Here is a 20,264-nt window from a genome sequence, read left to right as displayed (position 1 = left end):
TCGACGGCTTCCGGAGGGGGAGTGTTTTGATCGTGCCTGTTGGTGGTCAGATTTGCGTAAGTAACTGATAACCCGGCGTTGTTATTGCGCGCACGGTCGTAATTGGGGAAAGATTGATCCAGGTCGTCCGCTCCATCACAAAAAGCGCTGACCCTAAGGGCGCGTCAAGCTGTCGGGCCGTGTACTCATCAGCCTGCACTGCGTAGAACCTTAGATCGCAATGGCTGTAAGGCTTGTTGTGAACCAGCCATTCATTGGCGCTCTGTTCGACTAAGTCTACGTTCATGACTTCCGGCACTGTTTCGGTGCAGATCCAACGATCTTCGAGAATATAGGGCCGCTGGTCAGCGAGATGTAGCGCCTCGACATGCAACATCTGTTTGGATTGACGCAAAGAAAACTTCGACATCACGGCCAGTGGAATCTCATCAATAACCCGGGTCAATAGCTGATACCCATATACGCTGCCGCGTTGTTCTACTTCGTTGCGGGTAACTGGTATGTCGAGTGTGGCGCGCGTGACCGGGTGGGCACGAACCTGTGTTCCGCCTTTGCGCTTGCGTTCGACAATGCCTGCGTCGGACAAATCACGCATCGCCCGTTGCACAGTGCTGCGTGCACATCCAAGTTCATTTGCTATATCTTCGTCTCTGGGTAGCTTGTCGCCGGGCCTGTAGGTTCTGTCCAGAATCCGCGCGTGAACCCAATTTCTGATATCTACCCAGGAGTGTCGAACTTCAGCGCTCAAAACCCAGCTCCAGTTTCTCAATGTTTAATTGGAATATGCCGACTATACGATCTCGAACAAAATGACGACCATCATTTGTGACTGAAGTTTTCATTCCTGTCTTCCTTCCCAAAACTACGGCTACATGAATGGCATTGCTTATCTGTCGCACACAACTCCGTTGACATTATTATGTAGGCGCTTATTCATAATAAGCACGAACTTTTAAATGGAGCAACCCATGTCGAAGGTGGTGAACTTGCCAAAGTCTCGACACCTGCTGTTCAGTCGGGGCAGATTGGAAATATCATCTCTGCAAGATGCAGTGAAAGAGCCCGACAGGGTCAGGCGAAGTTAATTGACGTGGGTCGAACGCGACCGGAACAGTTGGAATACAAGATCAACATGGAGGAAAGACCAATGGAAAGACGCAAGTTTTTGAAAGCTGGCGCATTGGGCGTCGCAACCACGGCTCTGGCCAGCCCGGCCGTTGCACAGGGCAAACGCCAGTGGAAAATGGTAACAGCATGGCCAAAGAACCTGCCTGGTCCGGGTGTAGCTGCTCAGAATCTGGCTGATCGGATCGGTACGCTGTCCGGCGGTCGCATCGAGGTGAAACTGTATGCGGCTGGTGAGATTGTACCGGGGCGCGGTGTGTTTGATGCGGTCAGTGAAGGCACAGCAGAGATGTACCATGCGGTGCCTGCTTATTGGGGGTCAAAATCCAAGGGTATTTTACTGTTCGGTTCGCAGCCTTTTGGCCTGCGTGCGGATGAACAGTTTGGATGGCTGTACCATGGTGGCGGTCAGGCGCTGTATGACGAGATGTATGGCCGGTTTGGCATCAAGCCGTTCTTGTGTGGCAACTCGGGCCCGCAGTGGGGCGGTTGGTTCCGCAACGACATCAACTCGGCCGAAGATCTGAAAGGTCTGAAGTTCCGGACCACCGGGCTTGCCTCGGAGATGGCGACTAAGCTCGGAATGGCAGCTGAAGCGATGAGCGGCCCGGCAATGTTCCAGGCACTGCAAACCGGTGCATTGGATGCGGGTGAATTTATCGGTCCGTGGACTGACAGCGCACTCGGGTATTATCAGGTCGCCAAGAACTACTATTGGCCAGGTGTGGGCGAGCCATCGTCGGCTGAAGAATGTGGTGTAAACGGCGATGTTTACAACGAACTGCCAGATGACCTGAAGCAGGCGGTCAGCTTTGCTTGTGAAAGCCTCTACAACCCGGTCTGGACCGAATACACAACCAAACACGCACTTTCGTTGAAGAAGCTGGTCGAAGAGCATGGTGTGATGGTCAAGATGTTCCCCGAGGATGTCATCAAGGCGATGGGTAAAGCCGCTGGTGAAGTGATTGACGAACTGCGTCAGGATGATGACGAGTTGGTCAAGCGGATCACCGAGAGCTTTGTCGCTTATCGTGACTCGGTTGGTGGGTATATGACCTATGCTGACAACGGTCAGATGAATGCCCGCGCGGGCATTATGGGATACTAACCTTTATCTATCGGGCGCGCGCGGTACCGCGCGCGCCCATCAGTTCCAAGCCGGGGAGAAGTCATTGGAACGCATTGCGATTATGATCGACAGGATCAACACAACCACCGCAAATCTAGTGCGCTGGCTGGCGTTGTTCATGGTGCTGATCCAGTTTGCCATCGTGATGGGGCGCTACGTGTTTGGCGTGAACTCGATCGCTGCTCAGGAAAGCGTGCTCTATCTGCATGCAACTCTGTTCATGCTGGGGGCGGGGTACACGCTGTTGGTCGATAAACACGTTCGCGTTGATGTGTTTTATGCCAAGGCAAGTCCGGCTACCCGACGCCGCATCGATATTTTTGGCCACCTCTTCCTGTTGCTGCCGTCAATGGCCGCGCTGCTCTACTGGTCATGGCCCTCGGTGCGCAATTCCTGGAAAATTCTTGAAGGCCCGCTGTCCGTCGGCGGGATCGAGGCTGTCTTTCTGATGAAAACACTCATCCCCGCATTCTGTATCCTTGTTATGCTGCAATCGGTCTCGGTGCTGATCCGGCTCTTGTCCCAAAGGGCACCCTCGTGACCGAATATCTTGATCTAATTATGTTTGCAGCCCTGATGGTTGCGATCCTCAGTGGCTTTCCTGTGTCGTTCAGCATCGCTGGTGTTGGCATCCTGTTTGCCTATCTTGGCTGGATGCTTGGCGTGATGGATATCACGCTACTTGGCGCCATGGGACAAAGGGTCTTTGGGCTGCTCAGCAACCAGGTGCTGATTGCCATTCCGCTTTTTGTGCTCATGGGCGCCGTGCTAGAGAAAAGCCGCATCGCAGAGGACTTGCTCGACACCATGGGGCGGTTGTTTGGTCAACTGCGCGGTGGACTTGGAATCTCTGTGGTTCTGGTTGGCGCACTTTTGGCGGCGTCCACAGGGATTGTTGGGGCCACAGTTGTTGCCATGGGTATGATCGCTCTGCCAACCATGCTGCGCTCGGGCTATGATCCAAGGGTCGCCAGTGGCATTGTTTGTACGGCCGGCACACTGGGCCAGATCATTCCACCCTCAACCCTGCTGATCATTCTGGCTGATGTGATGTCCAATTCCTATCAGCAGGCGCAGTACGAACAGGGCAAATTCTCGGTTGAGGCTTTGTCAGTCGGCCAGTTCTTTGCGGCTGCAATTATCCCCGGATTGTTGCTCGTTGGTCTGTATCTGATCTACATTCTGGTACTTGGGGTCATCCGCCCGCACTATATGCCACCAGCGCCCTCAGATTTGGCAAAACCAGGCCGCGGCGAAGTGATCCGTGCGATTGTACCGCCAGTTCTACTGATCTTCGCCGTACTTGGCGCAATTCTTGGCGGTATCGCCACCCCAACTGAGGCCGCATCTGTTGGGGCCATCGGAGCCATTTTGATGGCTGGAATTAGGCTGGGCATTAACCCACGCTTGATCCTGATCGGAACCGCAGCCTTGGTGGCCGTCGGAATTCTTGCAGGTCTGTTTCCGGTTCGTCTGCAACGCAATGATCTGGGGTTTGGATCCTATGTAGGCGGCGCGGCTTATGCGGTAATGACTTTGGTGGGCATTATCTCGATCGCATATGCGTTGAACGCCGCCCTGCGCCAAAAGGTTCTGCATGAAGCGGTGAATTCAACTCTGACGATGACCTCCATGATCTTTGCCACCATTCTAGCGGCAGGGATCTTTTCGCTGGTCTTCATCGGTCTTGGCGGTGAGGAACGGGTGGCAGAGCTATTGTCGAACATGCCGGGCGGTGCCAATGGTGCGCTGCTGTTCTGCATGATATTCATCTTCTTTTTGGGGTTCTTTCTCGATTTCGTTGAAATCTCAGTCATTGTCCTGCCTTTGGTAACTCCGACACTTATCCTAATGGGGCACGACCCGATTTGGCTGGGTGTTCTGATTGCCATCAACCTGCAAACCAGCTTCCTTACGCCTCCGTTTGGGTTCTCACTGTTCTATCTGCGTGGCGCGGCCCCCAAGGAAGTGACTACGGGCCATATCTACGCGGGTGTTGCGCCCTTCATTGGCCTGCAGGCCATTGGCGTACTGCTGGTCTGGGCCTTGCCCTCGCTCGCAACCTGGCTTCCCGCGGCAATTTTCTGAGCACAATGAAACTGGATTTGCCCGACCATATTGCATGCGTATTCGCGCAAATGTCGCAAAAAATATGAGATCACAGACGGCGTTCTGATGATCCGCCCCCTTGGCATGGTTTTGCCAAGGGGGCGAATTTTACAGGCGCGGATCTGCGTTTTTCTGAGCGAAAATTTTGGAGCGCTTCAACAGACGATGCTCCGATGCATAGATGGCCCTCGAACCTGGTTAGGGAGGCGCGGAGACATACTGGTAGCCCACTCCGAGAGGAAGCTTTCCGTCGCTGCGGGTTCTCACTGACCGCGTCTTGATTTTATCTATCGGTAAAAGAGGACGTTCTTAAGGGATCGTTATTTTTGACCCGCGATACTGGCGCTGAAACGCGGCGTGGATCCTTGACCCCGCTGCACTAGACATAATCGAACCACATATCGAAACAGTAAGGACCGAGAGTGACATGGCGCAGAGCAAATTTAATCGCCCCCTAGGCTTCGAAGGTGTGCAGACCGATCCAGAGGAAAGCTATCGTGCTGGTTATCAGCACGGAACACGAGAAATGTTGCGCTTCTTAGAAGCCAGCAACACGCCAGGATTGGATCGTGTGAAGTCCTGGATTAACAACGATTTGGCCGCTTGGCGTCATGACGTTCAGGCCGAACCGATTCCTCCAAAACTATCAAGCTAAGAGCGGCTTATCCTAGGGGCACAAAAAGGCATACGCGATCATTGTGAACCGTAACGAGGTAAACGCAAAGAATTGGTTTCGGTCACACGCATGGTAGACTTGTACTTGGTTCGGCGTCTTCGGAGAGACGAATCTTGTTTGAACTGGCTGCTTGGAAACGCAGAGCTGCCGGTTCAATCAAGCGGGGGGCTGGGGGCAGGTCCAAGGGACCAATGACATCACTGATTGGTGCGGCATTCGCATATAGATTTATGCATTTTGAAGCAGTTTCTCGCCTGCACACAGAATGCTTCTGAAATCACCTTATCCGTGCAGCTCTGCCAAGGTCAGAGTTGACGAAAACTGCGTTACAGCTTGTCAATTCAAAGAGCAACGACCTTAAACTCGGGATGTTGAAGTGAGCCGATTGCGGTCTCGGTTCATCGGCTCAAGACCTGAGTGTCTCATTGGGCCGACGTGCAACTCTTGCTGCGCAGCCAGTCGAGATCACCGCTATGAACCTTTGGCTAGGTTCTGTTTTGCCCGGCTAGGAGCAGGGCAGTCCAATATCTCAAGCTTTGTGAAGCGTGGTATATTGTGCTGCATACCCATCACCGATGGTATCTGCATCCAACAGGCGAGTTCTGTACCGGAATACGGATCTTACGGGAAGATACCTTTTGCCAGCCACTTTTGCTATTAGTGCCAAGAATTGTGAGACACCCGTGGGGAAATTCAGGCGTATGTTAATGGCAGAGCTCCGACGTTGTATTATAATCCAGGCTTGCTACCTGTTTGCATTAATCATTGCAGCGGTAAGCCCGGCAGACGCTCGTGAGCTGCGGGTTTTGACGTCCATGCCCTCCAGCCTGTTCAAGCCATTTGCTGAGTTGTTTGAACACCGCAACCCCGGCGTTGCGGTGAATGTGTTGAACAAAAATACAAATGCGGGTGTCGAAGAAATTGTGCGTGGTAATCCGCGCAACTTCGACCTCTTTTGGGTGTCATCGGCGGAGGCATTTGCAGTGTTGAATGCCCATGGTGCGTTTCGCCCCGATGCAGAAGCAATGACCGATTGGCAGGCGAACCAAACGGGCAATGCTGCATTCTATCCGTTTGCGTTTTCCTCCATTGGTTGGGCGCAAAACCGCAACTCATCTCTGCCGCGGCCCAACGAATGGGATGATATGTTGCGCCCCGAATATGTTGGGGAAATTGCGATGACGCGCCCGTCGCGATCCGGCACAGCGCATATGTTCGTTGAGCGATTTCTTCAGGTTCGCGGTTGGGACGGAGGGTGGGCCTATTTACTGGCTTTGTCAGGTAATCTCTCAACGCTCACGTCGCGCAGCTTCGGGGTCATCGATGGTATTGAGAAACAACGTTTCGAGATAGGTATCAGCATCGATTTTCTCACTCTATCAAGGTCAGAAAATGGACTGATGTTTCGGTATGGGCGACCAGTTATGGTGATGCCAGCGCAGATCGGAATTCTTCGAGGTGGACAATCGCCGGATTTGGCAACCGAATTTGTTGACATGCTTTTGTCAGTTGAGGGACAGGAGCTATTATTGCGTCCCGATATTAGACGAGTACCGATAAACGCTGAAATACGCGCCCGAGCCGGACTTGCAGCCCAGGAAATTGAGGCCGCTCTTCGGGTCAACTGGTTGCCTTATGATGCACTTTTAGCCCGCGACAGGTATTGGGCCGTGAATACCTTGTTTGACGAATTTGTGACGTTCCAACTTTCGGAGCGACAAGAGGCTTGGCGACGAATGCGCCGTTTGGAGCAGGTTACGGATGCGGAAATTTTAGCGCAATTGCCCGAAGTGGAAAGACTGTTGGTTCAGATGCCAGTGACAGAAGCAGAGGCGATGACCCAGGATGTTAACGCTGTGCCAACTCGCTTAACTGCCTTCTCAGCACCGACGACTTTGCAGCAAGATGTGCTTGAGCACTGGCGTAGGCGTGCGACGACGACAATTGGCAGTGCATTGTCTCTATTGGACGAACTGGAACGGTTGGCGGGCTCTCCAGAATGATCCTGAATTTTGCCAACCGCTGGATGCCAAGTATTTGGGCCAGACTGATGGTCGTGGTGCTAGCCGTAGTTACAATTGTTTGGGCAGTGCTGGCAGTCGCGATCTGGTTCTTCAATCAAGTCAACGAAGATTATGCGACGCTGGCCGGCGAGCATATTCCCCGAATCGCGTTGGCCAGTGAACTGGCGGAAAACTCTGCCAAGCTGGCATACATCACTGCCGCGATTGTCGGGCGGCAAGATGGTGAACAGGCTATGCAGTTTCAGGCGTCTCTTGAGGAGGTCGTGCTTGCAATCTCGGCTCAGGTTGATCGTGCGGGCCCGGCACGCGGTAAACCTCTCGGAGGCGGTTTGCGGGCTATGCTGGAACAAGTTCTGGAAGTGCTGGATGAACGCCACAATCTGGCGCGTCGCATCACAGCGCGAGTCGGCGATCTGCGCTGGTTGAACGTCGACATACAGGACGAAGTGGATCCCCTATTAAGTGACTTCACCTTTAATATTGCGGTGGCGACCGACAGCCTGGCTAAGAGTGCTGATCGGGCTTTTCGCACAGGTCTTGCAGAACGGATAACCGCTGAACGGGACGCCCGCGATCTGGTTCAGGAGCTCGGCGGTGAGGCAGCCACGTTGGTTACGCTGATTGTGCAAAGTTCAGTAGCAACAGAACCTACGCAGCTTATCCAGTTTCGCAACCTAGCCGAGGATTCCATGACTAGGCTCAGCATTATGGCGGCGGCTCTGCCAAATGCATCTGAATACCTGACATTGCGTCAGTCGGTTCAAGCGCTCGGACCTTTAGCGCAAGGGAGCAATGGAATGTTTGCGTTGCGTGGCAGGTGGTTCGACAGTCAGCTGCAACTTTTGGACCTGCTGAACTCCGTGCAAACACGTTTGGCGGGGCTTCAGTCAGAACTCGCCGGAATTGGAGCCATACAACGAGTTCAGGTCCTGGCAGTGACCCAGGCCTCGGCTGCTAGATCGCAGTTGGCCATACGTGTTCTCATCGGGTTAACGATATTGGCTGGACTGATTGGGGTGTTGGCGCTGTTTGGTTACGTTCGGCAAGGTATCATCCGGCCCTTAGGTGAAATGTCGACTGCAATGATGGCTATCGCCCGTGGCGAGCCACCGGAGAAACTGCCGCCGATTGGTGATGACGAGATTGGGCAGATGGCGCATGCCGTTGGCGTGTTTCAGCAGTCGGTACAAGCGCGTGACGAGGCCAACAGTCGTCTGATGACCGAAGTGGCTGAACGGCGCCGCGCTGTGGAAACACTAAAGCGCACCCAGGAAGACTTGGTCCAAGCCGGTAAGTTGGCTGCGCTGGGCCAAATGTCATCTGGAATCAGCCATGAACTGAACCAACCGCTGGCGGCGATGAAGCATCGCATTCATCTGTTGAAGGAAGGCCACGACAAAGGGGCGGAAGAGATGGTCCAACGTCAGATTGAGCGGATGGATGGGCTCACAAACCGGATGGAAGCGACCATCACTCATCTGAAACGCTTCGCCCGCCGATCCACATATCGTTCAGACGTTTTGTCGCTTGGCCCACTGATCCGCGAGAGCGCGTTGCTGCTGAAGGGGCGGATTGACGCGCCGGGCATTGAACTTGAGGTTTGCCAGGATCTTGAACAGGCCCAAGTCCAGGGTGATCAGATCCTGATTGAGCAGGTACTGGTCAACCTGTTGTCCAACGCATTGGATGCGATCAATTCGACTGGTAGAGGGACTGGAAAGATAGGCCTGAGCGGAATTTCTGAGGATGGTCAGTTTTCTCTAGTCGTGGCTGATGACGGAATTGGGCTTGGTGATCTGTCGCCGGAATCAGTTTTTGATCCTTTTGTTACGACAAAGGAAGTGGGGAAGGGTCTCGGGCTGGGTTTGTCAATTTCCTACAACATTGTTAAGGGAATGGGAGGGGATCTGAAGTTGGTCGATAATGCGCCTCACGGTACCTGTGCTGTTCTGATCCTTCCCGCTGGAGATCCTAACTCGTGACCGAACCGCTAGTCTATATCGTCGACGATGATGATGACCTTCGTGAAGCGGTTCTCGATACATTGGAAGATGCAGGCCTTCCTGCAACAGGTTTTTGTTCCGCCAACCTGGCTCTGCCCCAGCTCAACCCTGAATGGCCCGGCGTGGTGGTTTCAGATATTCGTATGCCCGGCATGGGTGGGATGGAGTTTCTTCGTGCCGCACAAGATCAATACCCTGAAGTGCCATTTGTCATGATCACCGGCCATGGCGATGTGCAAACTGCAATTAGTGCGATGAAGGCGGGTGCGTTTGATTTTCTGGAGAAGCCGACTAGACCAGAATATTTGGTCGATGTTGTGCGCCGGGCGCTGGAGATGCGCCGCCTTCAGATAGAAAACTCTAACCTCAAAAATATTGTTGCCGGTGGCGGGGCATTGAAAACTCGGCTCATCGGTCGGTCAAAAGTCATGCGGGCCTTACGCAAAGAAATTCTTGCTGTGGCTCCTCTCAAGGTCGATATACTGCTGTTGGGTGAAACCGGCACTGGAAAAGAATTGGCGGCCCAGTGCATTCATGATCTGTCGCCGGGCGCAGAAACGCAGTTTCAAACCCTAAATTGTGGAACGCTGACAGAAGACAAGTGGCTAACCGAAATAGAGGCTCGGCTCGGTGGCGCAGATGGCGGTGTCTTGTTTCTTGATGAACTGGAAGCTTTGCCTGAACCTCTACAGCTTCGTCTTCTGGCATTGATTGAAGTACGAGGTATAGATGGTCCGCGTATCATTGCTTCGCTACAAACCGATCCATCGCAATTGATTGCGGATGGTCGTCTGCGCGCCGATCTTTTCTACCGCATTAATGTTGCTCAGATTTCTCTTCCACCACTAACCGAACGCGAGAATGATCTTTTTGTCTTGCTAGAGTTTTTTATTCGCGATGCAGTGGCACGTCACCGGCTAAAACTGCCAGAAATAACGCAGGAAATGCTAAAGCCATTGAGGGCTCACACTTGGCCGGGGAATGTCCGGGAGTTGCGTAATGTCGCTGAAAAAATGGTGATTGGTCTACCACTGTCTTTGTCCGCTGGAACATCGGATGCAAAGGCCCCGTTTGGAACCGAAGATAGCTACGACGATGCCATGGCCCGGTTCGAAAAGGCCATGCTACGGTATGCTCTCATGCAGGCTGGTGGACGCAAGGGTATTGCCGCCGAGTCGTTGGGCATCCCAAGAAAACGACTGTACCTCAGACTGAAGGCACTTGGGCTTGACTGAAATGGGTGAACATCGACCCAATTCATGGGCCAAAAGTGACCCATTTTTTTAAAAAAATTCAATTATATCAATAATTTGACACAACGCCTCTGGTCGTCATGATTTCCTCCACCCGGCTGATGTTCTTTGCCTGCCGGGTTTCATTCTGGGAGGAATACAATGAAATCTTATGTACGTGGCACGCTTGCTGCCGCACTTCTTGCAACCACATCATCCATGGCCATGGCTGCGGACAAAGTGGTGGTTATCACTTCGTTCCCGAACTCCATGACTGGCCCGATTGAAGCTGCGTTTGAAGCAGCCAACCCTGGCGTGGACCTCGAGATCCTGAACAAGAAAACATCGGCTGGTGTGAAATACATCCAGGAACTTGCAGGCGCCAATACCGCAGACATTTTCTGGGCGTCTGCTCCTGACGCATTCGAAGTTCTGAAGGGCGACGGCCTGCTGGCAACCGCCAACGTCACCTCGGCTGGGATCCCTGACACCATCGGTTCTTATCCGATCAACGATCCCGACGGTAACTACATCGGTTTTGCAGCTGCTGGTTACGGCATCATGTGGAACGAGCGTTACCTGAAGGGCAACGATCTTGAGCCAGCCAAAGAATGGTCGGACCTGAAAAACGCCGAATACCACGGCCACGTTGGCATGTCTGCGCCATCGCGTTCGGGCACCACGCACCTGACTGTTGAAACCCTGCTGCAGGGCGAAGGCTGGGACAAAGGCTGGGCTGAATGGAAATGGATCGCTGGTAACTTTGCCACCGTCACCGAGCGCAGCTTTGGTGTGCCTGATGGCGTCAACACGGGTAACTTTGGCCTCGGCATCGTGATCGACTTCTTTGGTTTCTCATCCAAAGCCTCCGGCTTCCCTGTTGATTTTGCATATCCAACAGTCACCGCTCTGGTTCCGGCCAACATCGCTGTAGTCAACGAAGCACCTAACGGTGACGGCGCACACGCGTTCATCGAATACCTGCTGACCCCAGCGGGCCAAGAGGTTCTGCTGGATCCTGCCATCATGCGTCTGCCTGTGAACCCGGCGACCTATGAAGCTGCTCCAGAAGGCTTCCCGAATCCGTTTGCCGAAGGCTCGACCATTGGTGCAGCCGTTGCATTTGACGTGTTCAAATCCAAGGCGCGTTACAACCTCGTGAACTCGATGTTCGACGTGATGATCACCTATCGTCTGGACGACCTGCGTTCTGCCGTACGTGCGGTTCAGCTGGCCGAAGCCAAGCACGCGACAGGTGACAACGCCGAAGCCAAGGCCTTGATCGCCGAAGCCCGTGCATTGATCGAAGCCAACCCAATCGACGAAGCCCAGAGCTTGGACGCTGATTTCGCAGCTACCTTTACCAAGAAGCGCAAGAAAGCGACTGACACTGTAGGTGAACGTCAGGCTCAGGTTGAGCAGGGCTGGGATGCCATGGTTGTAGAAAACTACCGCCGTGCCCAGGAACTCGCTGAGAAAGCCGCCGCAATGTAAGGCGCACCTGGCGCGGGCCCCTGTGGCCCGTGCCAACACCAATCCCTGCAAGCGGCCTCTCCCCCAGCTTGCAGGGACCACGTATTCGTCAGTTTTGACAACGGAAGAACCCCAATGTCCGACACTTCTCGCCCCGGCTCTATAGCCGACAAATTACCCTCGGCCTTATTTCCGCGCCTCAGCGGATTGGGCATGGTCGCTGCGTTGATCGCCATGCTCCTGATCGGCCTGCTCATCATCCCAGTTCTGCTGGTTATCTATGTCGCGTTTCTGGACCCAAATACCGGGGCACTCACGCTCAACAACTTCCAGGATTTCTTTGGCTCCTCACTGTTCCGAGAAAGCTTCTGGAACTCCTTCTACGTCTCGGCCATGTCTGTTGTCGTGGCCACAATCATCGCCTTGCCGCTGGCCTATATCACCACCCGATTTAACTTTGCCGGGTCGATGATCATCCAGTCTCTGGGCTTCATCCCGCTGATCATGCCGCCCTTTGTCGGCGCGGTTGCCATGCAGCTAATCTTTGGCCGCAACGGCACCATCAACTTGCTTTTAAAGGAAAAGTTCGGCGTCTCGATCCCCTTCATGGACGGATTGAACGGTGTAATCCTGGTGCAAAGTATCCACTACTTCCCGTTCATCCTGATCAACCTGTCGACCTCGCTGCGCAACATTGACCGCTCAATGGAAGAAGCCGCGCAGAACCTCGGTTCCTACGGCATGCGGCTGTTCCGCCGGGTTGTGTTCCCGCTGGCCATGCCTGGCTATATCGCTGGTGCGGCGCTGGTCTTCATCAAGGTGTTTGACGATCTGGGCACCCCGCTGCTGTTGAACGTCAACAACATGCTGGCACCCCAGGCTTTCTTGCGGATCTCTTCGATCGGCATCAGTGACCCAATGGGCTATGTGATCTCCTTCATCCTTGTGGCGTTCTCGATCTTCTCGCTCTGGGCTTCGTTCTTGTTCATGCGTGGCAAGGATTACTCCACCGTTCAAAAAGGTGGCGGCGGTCTGAGCAAACGTGACCTGCGCACCCATGAAAAGATTATGGCCTACGGCGTTGTTGCGCTGATCCTACTGGCTGTGCTGTCACCCCACATAGGTCTGACCCTGCTGTCCTTTGCCACCATCTGGTCCTATGCGCCATTGCCTGACGGCTACACGATGCAGAACTTTGTCACCATGTGGAACTCATCGGGCGAGTACATCACCAATACCGTGATCTACGCTGGTCTGGCCGCCGTGGCCGATATCATCATCGGTACAGCCATTGCCTATATCGTAATGCGCACCAACATCTTTGGCCGAAAGGCGCTGGACTATCTGGCAACCGCCGCACTGGCTGTTCCGGGTGTTGTGTTGGGAATTGGCTATCTGCGTCTGTTCCACGGCATGGAGGTGCCATTCAGCGGCGAGCCTATGGCAAGCTGGTGGATAATCATTGCTTTGGCCCTGATGATCCGTCGTCTGCCATATGCCCTGCGTGCCTGTACCGCTGCCCTGCAGCAGGTCAGCGTCTCGCTTGAGGAAGCGGCTGAAAACCTCGGAGCAAGCAAGGCCCGAACCGTCAAGAAGATCGTGATCCCACTGATGACCGGCGGCATTCTGGCTGGCTTTGTCACCAGCTTTGCCACCGCCGCGGTGGAACTGTCGGCAACCATCATGTTGGTGTCCTCGGACAGTGACGCGCCACTTGCCTATGGCATCTACCTCTTCATGCAGACGCCTTCGGGTCGTGGTGCAGGGGCAGCCTTGGGTCTGGTTGCAGTGCTGATCGTTGGCCTGGGAACCTTCCTTTCGCAAATGGTCGTCGAGCGCGACAAGAAATACCGCATGAGCGGACAAGAACAGTGATGTTCACATCATTCAAAAAGACCCCCATGCGGGCAGGAGATCGAACATGAAACAGCAAATGGTCGGTATTGAAATTGAGAACGTCCACCTCTCCTTTGGCGACACAGAGGTTCTGACAGGGGTAAACCTGACAATCGAACCGGGTGAGTTCTTTGCGTTCCTCGGCCCTTCGGGGTCTGGCAAATCCACCCTGCTGCGGGCGATTGCGGGCTTTGGCCCACGCCCCAGTGGTGCCATCAAGATCGGCGGCAAGGATATCGTTGATCTGCCACCGTGGAAGCGCAACGTCGGCATGGTGTTCCAAAGCTACGCCCTGTGGCCTCACCTGAGCGTGCGTGACAACGTGGCCTTTGGTCTGCGCGAGCGGAAAATGCCGCGCAACGAGATCGGTCCACGGGTGGATGCGGCACTGGATCTGGTTGGCCTGAGCCATCTGGCAGACCGGATGCCTAACCAGCTGTCCGGTGGCCAACAGCAGCGGATCGCCCTGGCGCGTACGGTCGTTGTTGAACCGCAGGTTCTGCTGCTAGATGAGCCGCTGTCCAACCTGGATGCCAACCTGCGGGTCCAGATGCGGCGTGAACTGTTGTCCCTACAGCGCAAGCTGGGCTTGACCACCATCTTTGTGACCCACGATCAGGAAGAGGCCAACACCACATCCGATCGCATGGCGGTGCTGGATGGCGGCGTAATCCAGCAGGTTGGCTCACCTCAGGTGCTGTATGACAACCCGCAGAACCTGTTTGTGGCCAATTTCCTTGGCACCGCTAACGTGCTGAACGGCAAGGTTGAAAAATTCGGTGACCAGATGCGTTTCGTGACCAGCACCGGTGACGCACTGCCAATTGGATCAACCGACGTCACCTCTGGCTCGATTGTACTGCGCCCGCAGAACATCACCATCTCGGCAAGCGGCAACGGAGACACGATCAAAGGCAAGGTTTTGCACCGCGAGTTCCTAGGCAGTCAAATCCGCTACATAGTCGAGGCCGCAGGGTCTGAAATCATCGTCGATCAAAGCCACGCCGTAGGTGCAGACTGGCAGGAAATCGGTGGGAATGTGGCCCTGCAGATAAATGCTCAGACCGCAGTCGTAATCGCTGATCCCCATTGATGCCAGCTTTAATGTTTGGCGGTTCCGAAAGTAACTTAGCATTCTAAGTCCTTTCGGGGCTGCCTTTGGATCTCACTGACTTCTGGTCGCGAACGAGGCGATCTCCTGAACTGCCCAGTCACACGATTTGAAAAACTGCGCTTGGTGCAAGGGCGCGAGCCTGTACCTTTGCCTTCTGGCACTCTATTTAGGGAGTGTCAGACTAATGCAAAAGGTACGCAAATGCAGCAGGCAGGGGATTTTCGAGCAGAGAGCGTGGCTCTGGCTGGTATTCTAGAGAGCCTGCCCGAAGCTGAGTTCTTCCGGCCCACTTTGTTTAAAAGCTGGACCATCGATCACATTCTGGGTCATTTGCACTTGTTCAACATGGCTGCTGAAGCGTCGCTGAAAGGAGACGAGGCTTTTGCGGAGTTTATAGATCCCGTAGTTACAGACATGAAAATGGGGAAATCCATTTTGGAATGTCAATTTCCCTGGCTAAAGGGGATGTCAGGGAGACCGCTGTTTGAGGCCTGGCGTGAAGGTGCGGAAAACTGCGCTGACTCTTTCGCTCAGGTTGATCCGAAACTACGCGTGAAGTGGATTGGGCCGGATATGAGTGCGCTTAGCTCAATCACTGCCCGTCAAATGGAGACTTGGGCGCACGGACAAGCGGTGTTCGACCTGCTGGGTTTGGAGCGAAAAGAACAAGACAGCATCCGCAACATTGCCCATCTCGGCGTTGCGACATTTGGCTGGACGTTCCGCAATCGGAAAGAAGAGATACCAAATCCAGCACCCTATGTGGAGTTGACGGGGCCGTCCGGTGCGGTTTGGCAATGGAATGAGCCGCAAAAGGACAATGCGGTCCACGGCCAAGCTACCGAATTTGCACAGGTGGTCACCCAGACCCGAAGTCTTGCCGATACGTCATTGCAAGTAACCGGCAGTATCGCGTGCAACTGGATGGAGCAGGCCCAGTGCTTTGCAGGCCCACCCGAAACGCCCCCTACCATCGGACAACGCTACAAGATGGAATGACCCGCCGCCCCTACGGTAAAGCCGACGAAATGGTTCCCTTTCAATGGGGCGCAAAAAAATGAAGGTTTTCGCCAGTTTCAACCTTGGCGAATGAAGCAGAGCCAGTCATGCGGTTACAAATTATGTTGTTACTTTGACTTGTCGCAGTCTAAGCTAACCCAACTCCGCAGCAGCCATGTGATTATTGCTATGAAAACGAATCTTCTCTCGATTGTGATTTCTCTTTTTGCCTCGCAGGCATTTGCCCAATCAACGATTACGTTGGAAAGTTTTTCTCTGGAACCGCAAACACCGGCCACTGAGGCACAGCCAGTGGCGAACGTAGGTGCTGTAGCCTCAGAGTTGGAAACCTGCCTAACTGACCCTACCAACTGCAGCAGTGCAGACTATCAATCGGGTTCTACTTTCTCGTTGGAAGATGTTGTCAACCTCGCGATTGTCGATCACGAGGAGGTTGCGCAACAAGTATCTTCTGCCGGTGCTCGGGCTGGGATCTCCACAACAGAGCCGCTGCCGTCTGTGGATATGGAAATCCTGTTCGACTACAATTCAGATCGCGTACGCGACGACCAGCTGCCGCAATTGGTGGACCTTGCAAAATTGTTGCAGTCTGAACGTTTCAACGACTACCGTTTTTTGTTCCTTGGACACACTGATGCCAAAGGGTCTGCATCCTACAATGAAAACCTTTCAGCCCGCCGGGCCGAAAGCGTTGCATCATTGGTGCGCAATATGGGGGGGTTACCCGTTGACCGTACATTGGCCTCTGGCATGGGGTTCACACGGTTGAAGACACCGAGTGATCCGCTAAACGGACAGAACCGCCGGGTGCAACTGGTGCTGGTTCCTCGCTAATGTGCGGCTAACGTAGTTGCTCCAGTAAGGCTGTGGTTTGTGTAGGCTGCATCAGCAAGTATTTGTTCCGTAATCCCTCATGGACATCATGAGGGATACAAATCTTGGCTAGGTTGGAATTCGAATTGCTGCAAGTGATGGTACCTCGCCCGGTCGATAGATATCCAAGCATAGAACCGGCCGCACGAAGCGGAATTCACACATAAAGTGTGTGACGGTTTCGGCTCGGCCTTTTCGATTTTGCCCTGCAATGGATATCTGTTGCCCATTGCATTGGGGCCCAACCGTTCAAGTGCTGGAAGCAGAAGTTGGGTATACTAATAAGGGCCATGGCCTGAGTTGCGGTGGCTCAAAAGTTGCAGACCCTGCGGCGTAAATGGTACCCAGACGTCTTGAAATGTGACATCCCTGTTGCGCCCTTTTGTATTTTGATCTGGGTTTGCTGAGAAGCGCTATCTAACGGTGAAACTTTCGAAGCTGTATTCGATCGGGTCGTGGCTCCCGGCGCTTACAAATCCAGTAAGCTCCCCGGCGTTCACGCGTTCAGCAACTGCTGCGATTACAGTTCGTACAGCGTTTTGATCGTTTCCAACGCCCGCGGGTTCGCACAAAAGGCCCAATTTATGGGTGCCGTGAGGGTCCTCTTCCTGAATGGCTAATCCAAAACGTGACCCGGGCGAGATTTCGTATCGGATCTGCCCATTTGAAAGCGGAATTGAATTGAAAAATTTCAGTGGGATTGGAGTCAATTTCCCGTCAGGGGCGAAGTTGGTAAAGAAGGGCGTGCAGGACGGTGGTACATCAGCAACGACAGAGACCTCTTCCCCGGCGGTGACTTGCTGCGGGTAGACCGCAAGTAAAGTGCGCAAAGGGTCGATCGTGACATCCGGGCTAGGTGTGCGTTTGAAATAGAATTCGGTCTGCATCTGCGAAATCTGCTGCGGGCGTTGAACGCCATTTGTTTCTGCGACCACATCGCCGGTTACGCGCTTCATCAACACAGATATTTCTGTGTCGGGCGTGCGTATGTGGTGGGCCAGAGCGGCGGCGAAAGGGGAGTTATTGCCCATCCCATCGCTGGCCGTTGTATTGGGCAGCGTAGCATATGTAATCAGCATATCACCTTCGGCCCGCATAACGGCCAGACCCCGGCTTTGGGCGACACTTTTTGTTGCTGAAGTTCCGCCCTGCAAATTTGCGGCAAAGGGATTGTCGCGGCAGGCATCAAGAAAGATCATGCTGATAGGAAAAGGCTTTAAGACCTCGATCAAGCTGTCCATTGATATGGTCTCACGCTCAATAGAAGCAGCACTTGTGATGCGGGCATCTACCGGCACCATAAAGTTACGCCCGTCTTTTTGCAGCCCATGCCCTGAGTAATATACCGCCACTGTATCAGCGGTTCCGTACCGCTCCGATAGTCGGTCAATAGCATCGCCAAGGGTATCTTGCGTAGCGTCGATCAACACTTCCACTTCAAACCCCATAGCGCCAAAACTTTGCGCCAAGAGAGCTGTGTCGTTGCCCGGATTGCTCAGGACGCCTGCGGTCTCATATGTCTGGTTGCCGATAAGGAGAGCAAAACGCCCGCCAGCTTGAGCTTGCAAGGGCAGGGCGGCCGAACATAAAATGGCAGCTACCCAGCACAGGCTTTTCCGCAAGAAGTCAGTGTTTAACATCCGTGATCCCTTCTTATTGATTGAACTGAGCGCCCACTGAGGGGAGATCAAGTACGTCCTTGTGGCGAACCTATTTGTATCAGGTGAAATATCGTACAAACATGGTTGCAGGTATGTCTTGAAACAGAATGATGTTACTCTGCTAGTTGTTGATGTTTAAGCCCAATTTCTGTGCCTGTCCGATCATTGTAGACCTCTGGGTGATCAAACATTTCGCAGAGGTTGTCAGCAAAGTTCACTCCCATGCATTTTTCATCGTCCTGACAGAACGACGCACACTGGCTATATGAGCTGGATCCAAAGTCTCTATAAGGACTGCCAGGAAAGCCCTTGTTAGTGCGTTTCTTCATTGTGACATTGGTTCTCGCAGAGCGGATGCGCGCTGCAAGTGATGGGGTCACATAGCTGTCGGCTTTTGGTTGGATGTAGATTTGGCTGGAAGTAGCCGCTGCGGACTTAAGAAAACAAAGATTGTTCCATCTGTCGTACGTGTAAGCGGTACATGCTTCAGCTGTGTCGCAGGATTTTTTGCAAGTTTCCAAATTGGCGTTTCGGACCAAGCCGATGTCTCCACCTGGTAGGTCAAACCCGGGAAAGACGACAAAGTCGTCGGCCTTTGGGGCGGTAATCAAAGGTTCTTTGCCTGAGTGTTGGACATATTGACGGCGGGCGGAGTGGTATGCAGCCGATTTTGGGAGATCGCTCAGCGGGGTTCCAAAATCAAACAGATACCAAGGAGCTACGTGGTTGACTTCGACAGTTTCACCTTCAGCAAGCCAGCCTTCGTAGGAAAACGTATCGTTGTCTCTAAGGGCGTAATACTGCGAGATTGAAACCGTTATTTCCCCATAATCCGGGTCATAGTCCTCTTCGTTAAAATTTCTGATGCTTTCTGGGAAGTTGACAAAACAACCAATGCGTTCGCTTCGATGACTAATTGGATACGGCCCTGCGAAGCCATAGATATATCCATTTTCTCGGCGTGTTTCGACAGTGAACTCACTTGCCTCGTAGTCCAGAAGGGCCGTGTTTAGGGCGGCGGTTGAAGTGAAGTCTTTGTGGATGGTTTCGGTTTTTCCTCTCACCAGTGGAAATCCACCTTTGAGGTACCTGTTGTTGCAAATGTTCCGGACGGCATTATTGGTTATAGCATTTCTGTAATCTACCCCGTTCAAGCCGATTTCTGACAAGATGACATCTCCAACGGTATCAACAAAATACATGTCATCTGGGCTGGTGCTCAAAAACCGGTGCACCAAATGGTCAGTAAGAGCACCATTCTCGCGATCTTGGAGGCGGTTTAGTTCATATACCTGAGCTGCAATCTTCAAAGCGCCATCAAATGCCTTGCTCACTTGGTCGCCGGGAAACTTGATTTTCGGCGGGAAAATTATCCGGGGTCCATGAAAGCCAAGACGCCCGTCAGGCCAAATTTCGCGTCGCATTTCTCGGGTCAATCCTGTGCCCATCAAGTAGGAGCCGCCCAAAAACGCCAAAGCACAAGCGGATTCGCACTGGGCGCCAGGCAAGACGTGCGTTTTAATATTCATGCCCCAGATCTCTTCAAACAGCCTGAGCCCCTCACTCAGGCTTCCGCCGGGGCTATCGAGGCAAAGCTTGATACTCCCATCGACATAAACCTGTTCGGTATCTCGGCGATGCCGGAGTTCTTTCGCATCGCCTGCCTTGATTTTACCGGTCAGAGTTAAATCGCAAAGTTCAGATACGGTTGTTGTAATGTCAGCGGCCTGCGCACTTGGGGACAGCCCAATACAAAGGCTCATTGCCAAAAGTAACTGTTTCAAACATCAGGCCTTTCAAAAATGCATCAATCACAACACTAGTCGATTTTCACTTTGATCCAACAAGTTCATTTGTTCCGCACTGAAGCCGGTGGTTTATGCAACTAAATCTGGTTAGCTCCACACCTAAAGACTGAGTGGTTCAAAA

Annotated in this window: 15 protein-coding genes; 12 read left to right on the top strand and 3 right to left on the bottom strand. The window is 53.4% G+C overall.

The window, feature by feature from the left end; all coding sequences use genetic code 11:
* Positions 1-46: 46 nt before the first annotated feature.
* Positions 47-748, bottom strand: coding sequence for a GntR family transcriptional regulator (locus tag GO984_RS21790; RefSeq protein ID WP_157024663.1), 702 nt, complete (start codon positions 746-748; stop codon positions 47-49).
* 399 nt (positions 749-1,147) lie between these two features.
* Here GO984_RS21790 and GO984_RS21785 point away from each other — a divergent pair, with 399 nt between their 5' ends.
* The 12 genes from GO984_RS21785 to GO984_RS21730 all read left to right on the top strand — a co-directional run bounded on the left by GO984_RS21785 (position 1,148) and on the right by GO984_RS21730 (position 16,635).
* Complete coding sequence (locus tag GO984_RS21785) at positions 1,148-2,233, top strand: TRAP transporter substrate-binding protein (RefSeq protein ID WP_157024662.1); 1,086 nt, start codon at positions 1,148-1,150, stop codon at positions 2,231-2,233.
* Positions 2,234-2,315: 82 nt separating this feature from the next.
* Entirely contained in the window at positions 2,316-2,795 is a 480-nt protein-coding gene (locus GO984_RS21780; protein ID WP_157024673.1) for a TRAP transporter small permease subunit, read from the top strand.
* Complete coding sequence (locus GO984_RS21775) at positions 2,792-4,342, top strand: TRAP transporter large permease (protein WP_342448122.1); 1,551 nt, start codon at positions 2,792-2,794, stop codon at positions 4,340-4,342. The genes GO984_RS21780 and GO984_RS21775 overlap by 4 nt, the downstream gene beginning before the upstream one ends.
* A 448-nt stretch (positions 4,343-4,790) precedes the next feature.
* A complete protein-coding gene (locus tag GO984_RS21770; protein WP_157024661.1) occupies positions 4,791-5,018 on the top strand; it encodes a hypothetical protein in 228 nt (75 codons plus the stop codon).
* Between the two features lie 728 nt (positions 5,019-5,746).
* Positions 5,747-7,042 carry an ABC transporter substrate-binding protein gene (locus GO984_RS21765; RefSeq protein ID WP_167740467.1) on the top strand — a complete coding sequence of 432 codons (1,296 nt, stop codon included), beginning with the start codon at positions 5,747-5,749 and terminating at the stop codon, positions 7,040-7,042.
* Entirely contained in the window at positions 7,039-9,045 is a 2,007-nt protein-coding gene (locus GO984_RS21760) for an ATP-binding protein (protein WP_157024659.1), read from the top strand. Before GO984_RS21765 ends, GO984_RS21760 begins: the two co-directional genes overlap by 4 nt.
* The gene (locus GO984_RS21755; protein ID WP_167740466.1) at positions 9,042-10,301 is read left to right on the top strand and encodes a sigma 54-interacting transcriptional regulator; all 1,260 of its coding nucleotides are present in this window, start codon (positions 9,042-9,044) and stop codon (positions 10,299-10,301) included. The genes GO984_RS21760 and GO984_RS21755 overlap by 4 nt, the downstream gene beginning before the upstream one ends.
* Positions 10,302-10,460: 159 nt before the next feature.
* Positions 10,461-11,792: an ABC transporter substrate-binding protein gene (locus GO984_RS21750; protein WP_157024658.1), complete on the top strand. Its 1,332-nt coding sequence runs from the start codon at positions 10,461-10,463 to the stop codon at positions 11,790-11,792.
* Between the two features lie 114 nt (positions 11,793-11,906).
* Positions 11,907-13,646 (top strand): ABC transporter permease, encoded by a 1,740-nt coding sequence (locus tag GO984_RS21745; protein ID WP_157024657.1) that lies wholly within the window; start codon positions 11,907-11,909, stop codon positions 13,644-13,646.
* Positions 13,647-13,692: 46 nt separating this feature from the next.
* Complete coding sequence (locus GO984_RS21740) at positions 13,693-14,760, top strand: ABC transporter ATP-binding protein (protein ID WP_157024656.1); 1,068 nt, start codon at positions 13,693-13,695, stop codon at positions 14,758-14,760.
* Between the two features lie 222 nt (positions 14,761-14,982).
* Positions 14,983-15,780: a TIGR03084 family metal-binding protein gene (locus GO984_RS21735; protein WP_157024655.1), complete on the top strand. Its 798-nt coding sequence runs from the start codon at positions 14,983-14,985 to the stop codon at positions 15,778-15,780.
* 189 nt (positions 15,781-15,969) lie between these two features.
* The gene (locus GO984_RS21730) at positions 15,970-16,635 is read left to right on the top strand and encodes an OmpA family protein (RefSeq protein ID WP_167740465.1); all 666 of its coding nucleotides are present in this window, start codon (positions 15,970-15,972) and stop codon (positions 16,633-16,635) included.
* A 452-nt stretch (positions 16,636-17,087) separates the two neighbouring features.
* Here the strand turns inward: GO984_RS21730 and GO984_RS21725 are convergent, their stop codons facing one another.
* The gene (locus GO984_RS21725) at positions 17,088-18,314 is read right to left on the bottom strand and encodes a caspase family protein (protein WP_157024653.1); all 1,227 of its coding nucleotides are present in this window, start codon (positions 18,312-18,314) and stop codon (positions 17,088-17,090) included.
* 134 nt (positions 18,315-18,448) lie between these two features.
* Positions 18,449-20,098: a PAN domain-containing protein gene (locus GO984_RS21720; RefSeq protein ID WP_245231209.1), complete on the bottom strand. Its 1,650-nt coding sequence runs from the start codon at positions 20,096-20,098 to the stop codon at positions 18,449-18,451.
* Between the last annotated feature and the right edge of the window lie 166 nt (positions 20,099-20,264).

This window comes from Parasedimentitalea huanghaiensis (genome assembly GCF_009753675.1).
In the GTDB taxonomy this organism is placed as follows: Bacteria; Pseudomonadota; Alphaproteobacteria; order Rhodobacterales; family Rhodobacteraceae; genus Parasedimentitalea; species Parasedimentitalea huanghaiensis.
The sequence above is the reverse complement of the archived record's forward strand: the minus strand, read 5'-3'. Positions and strand labels throughout refer to the sequence as shown.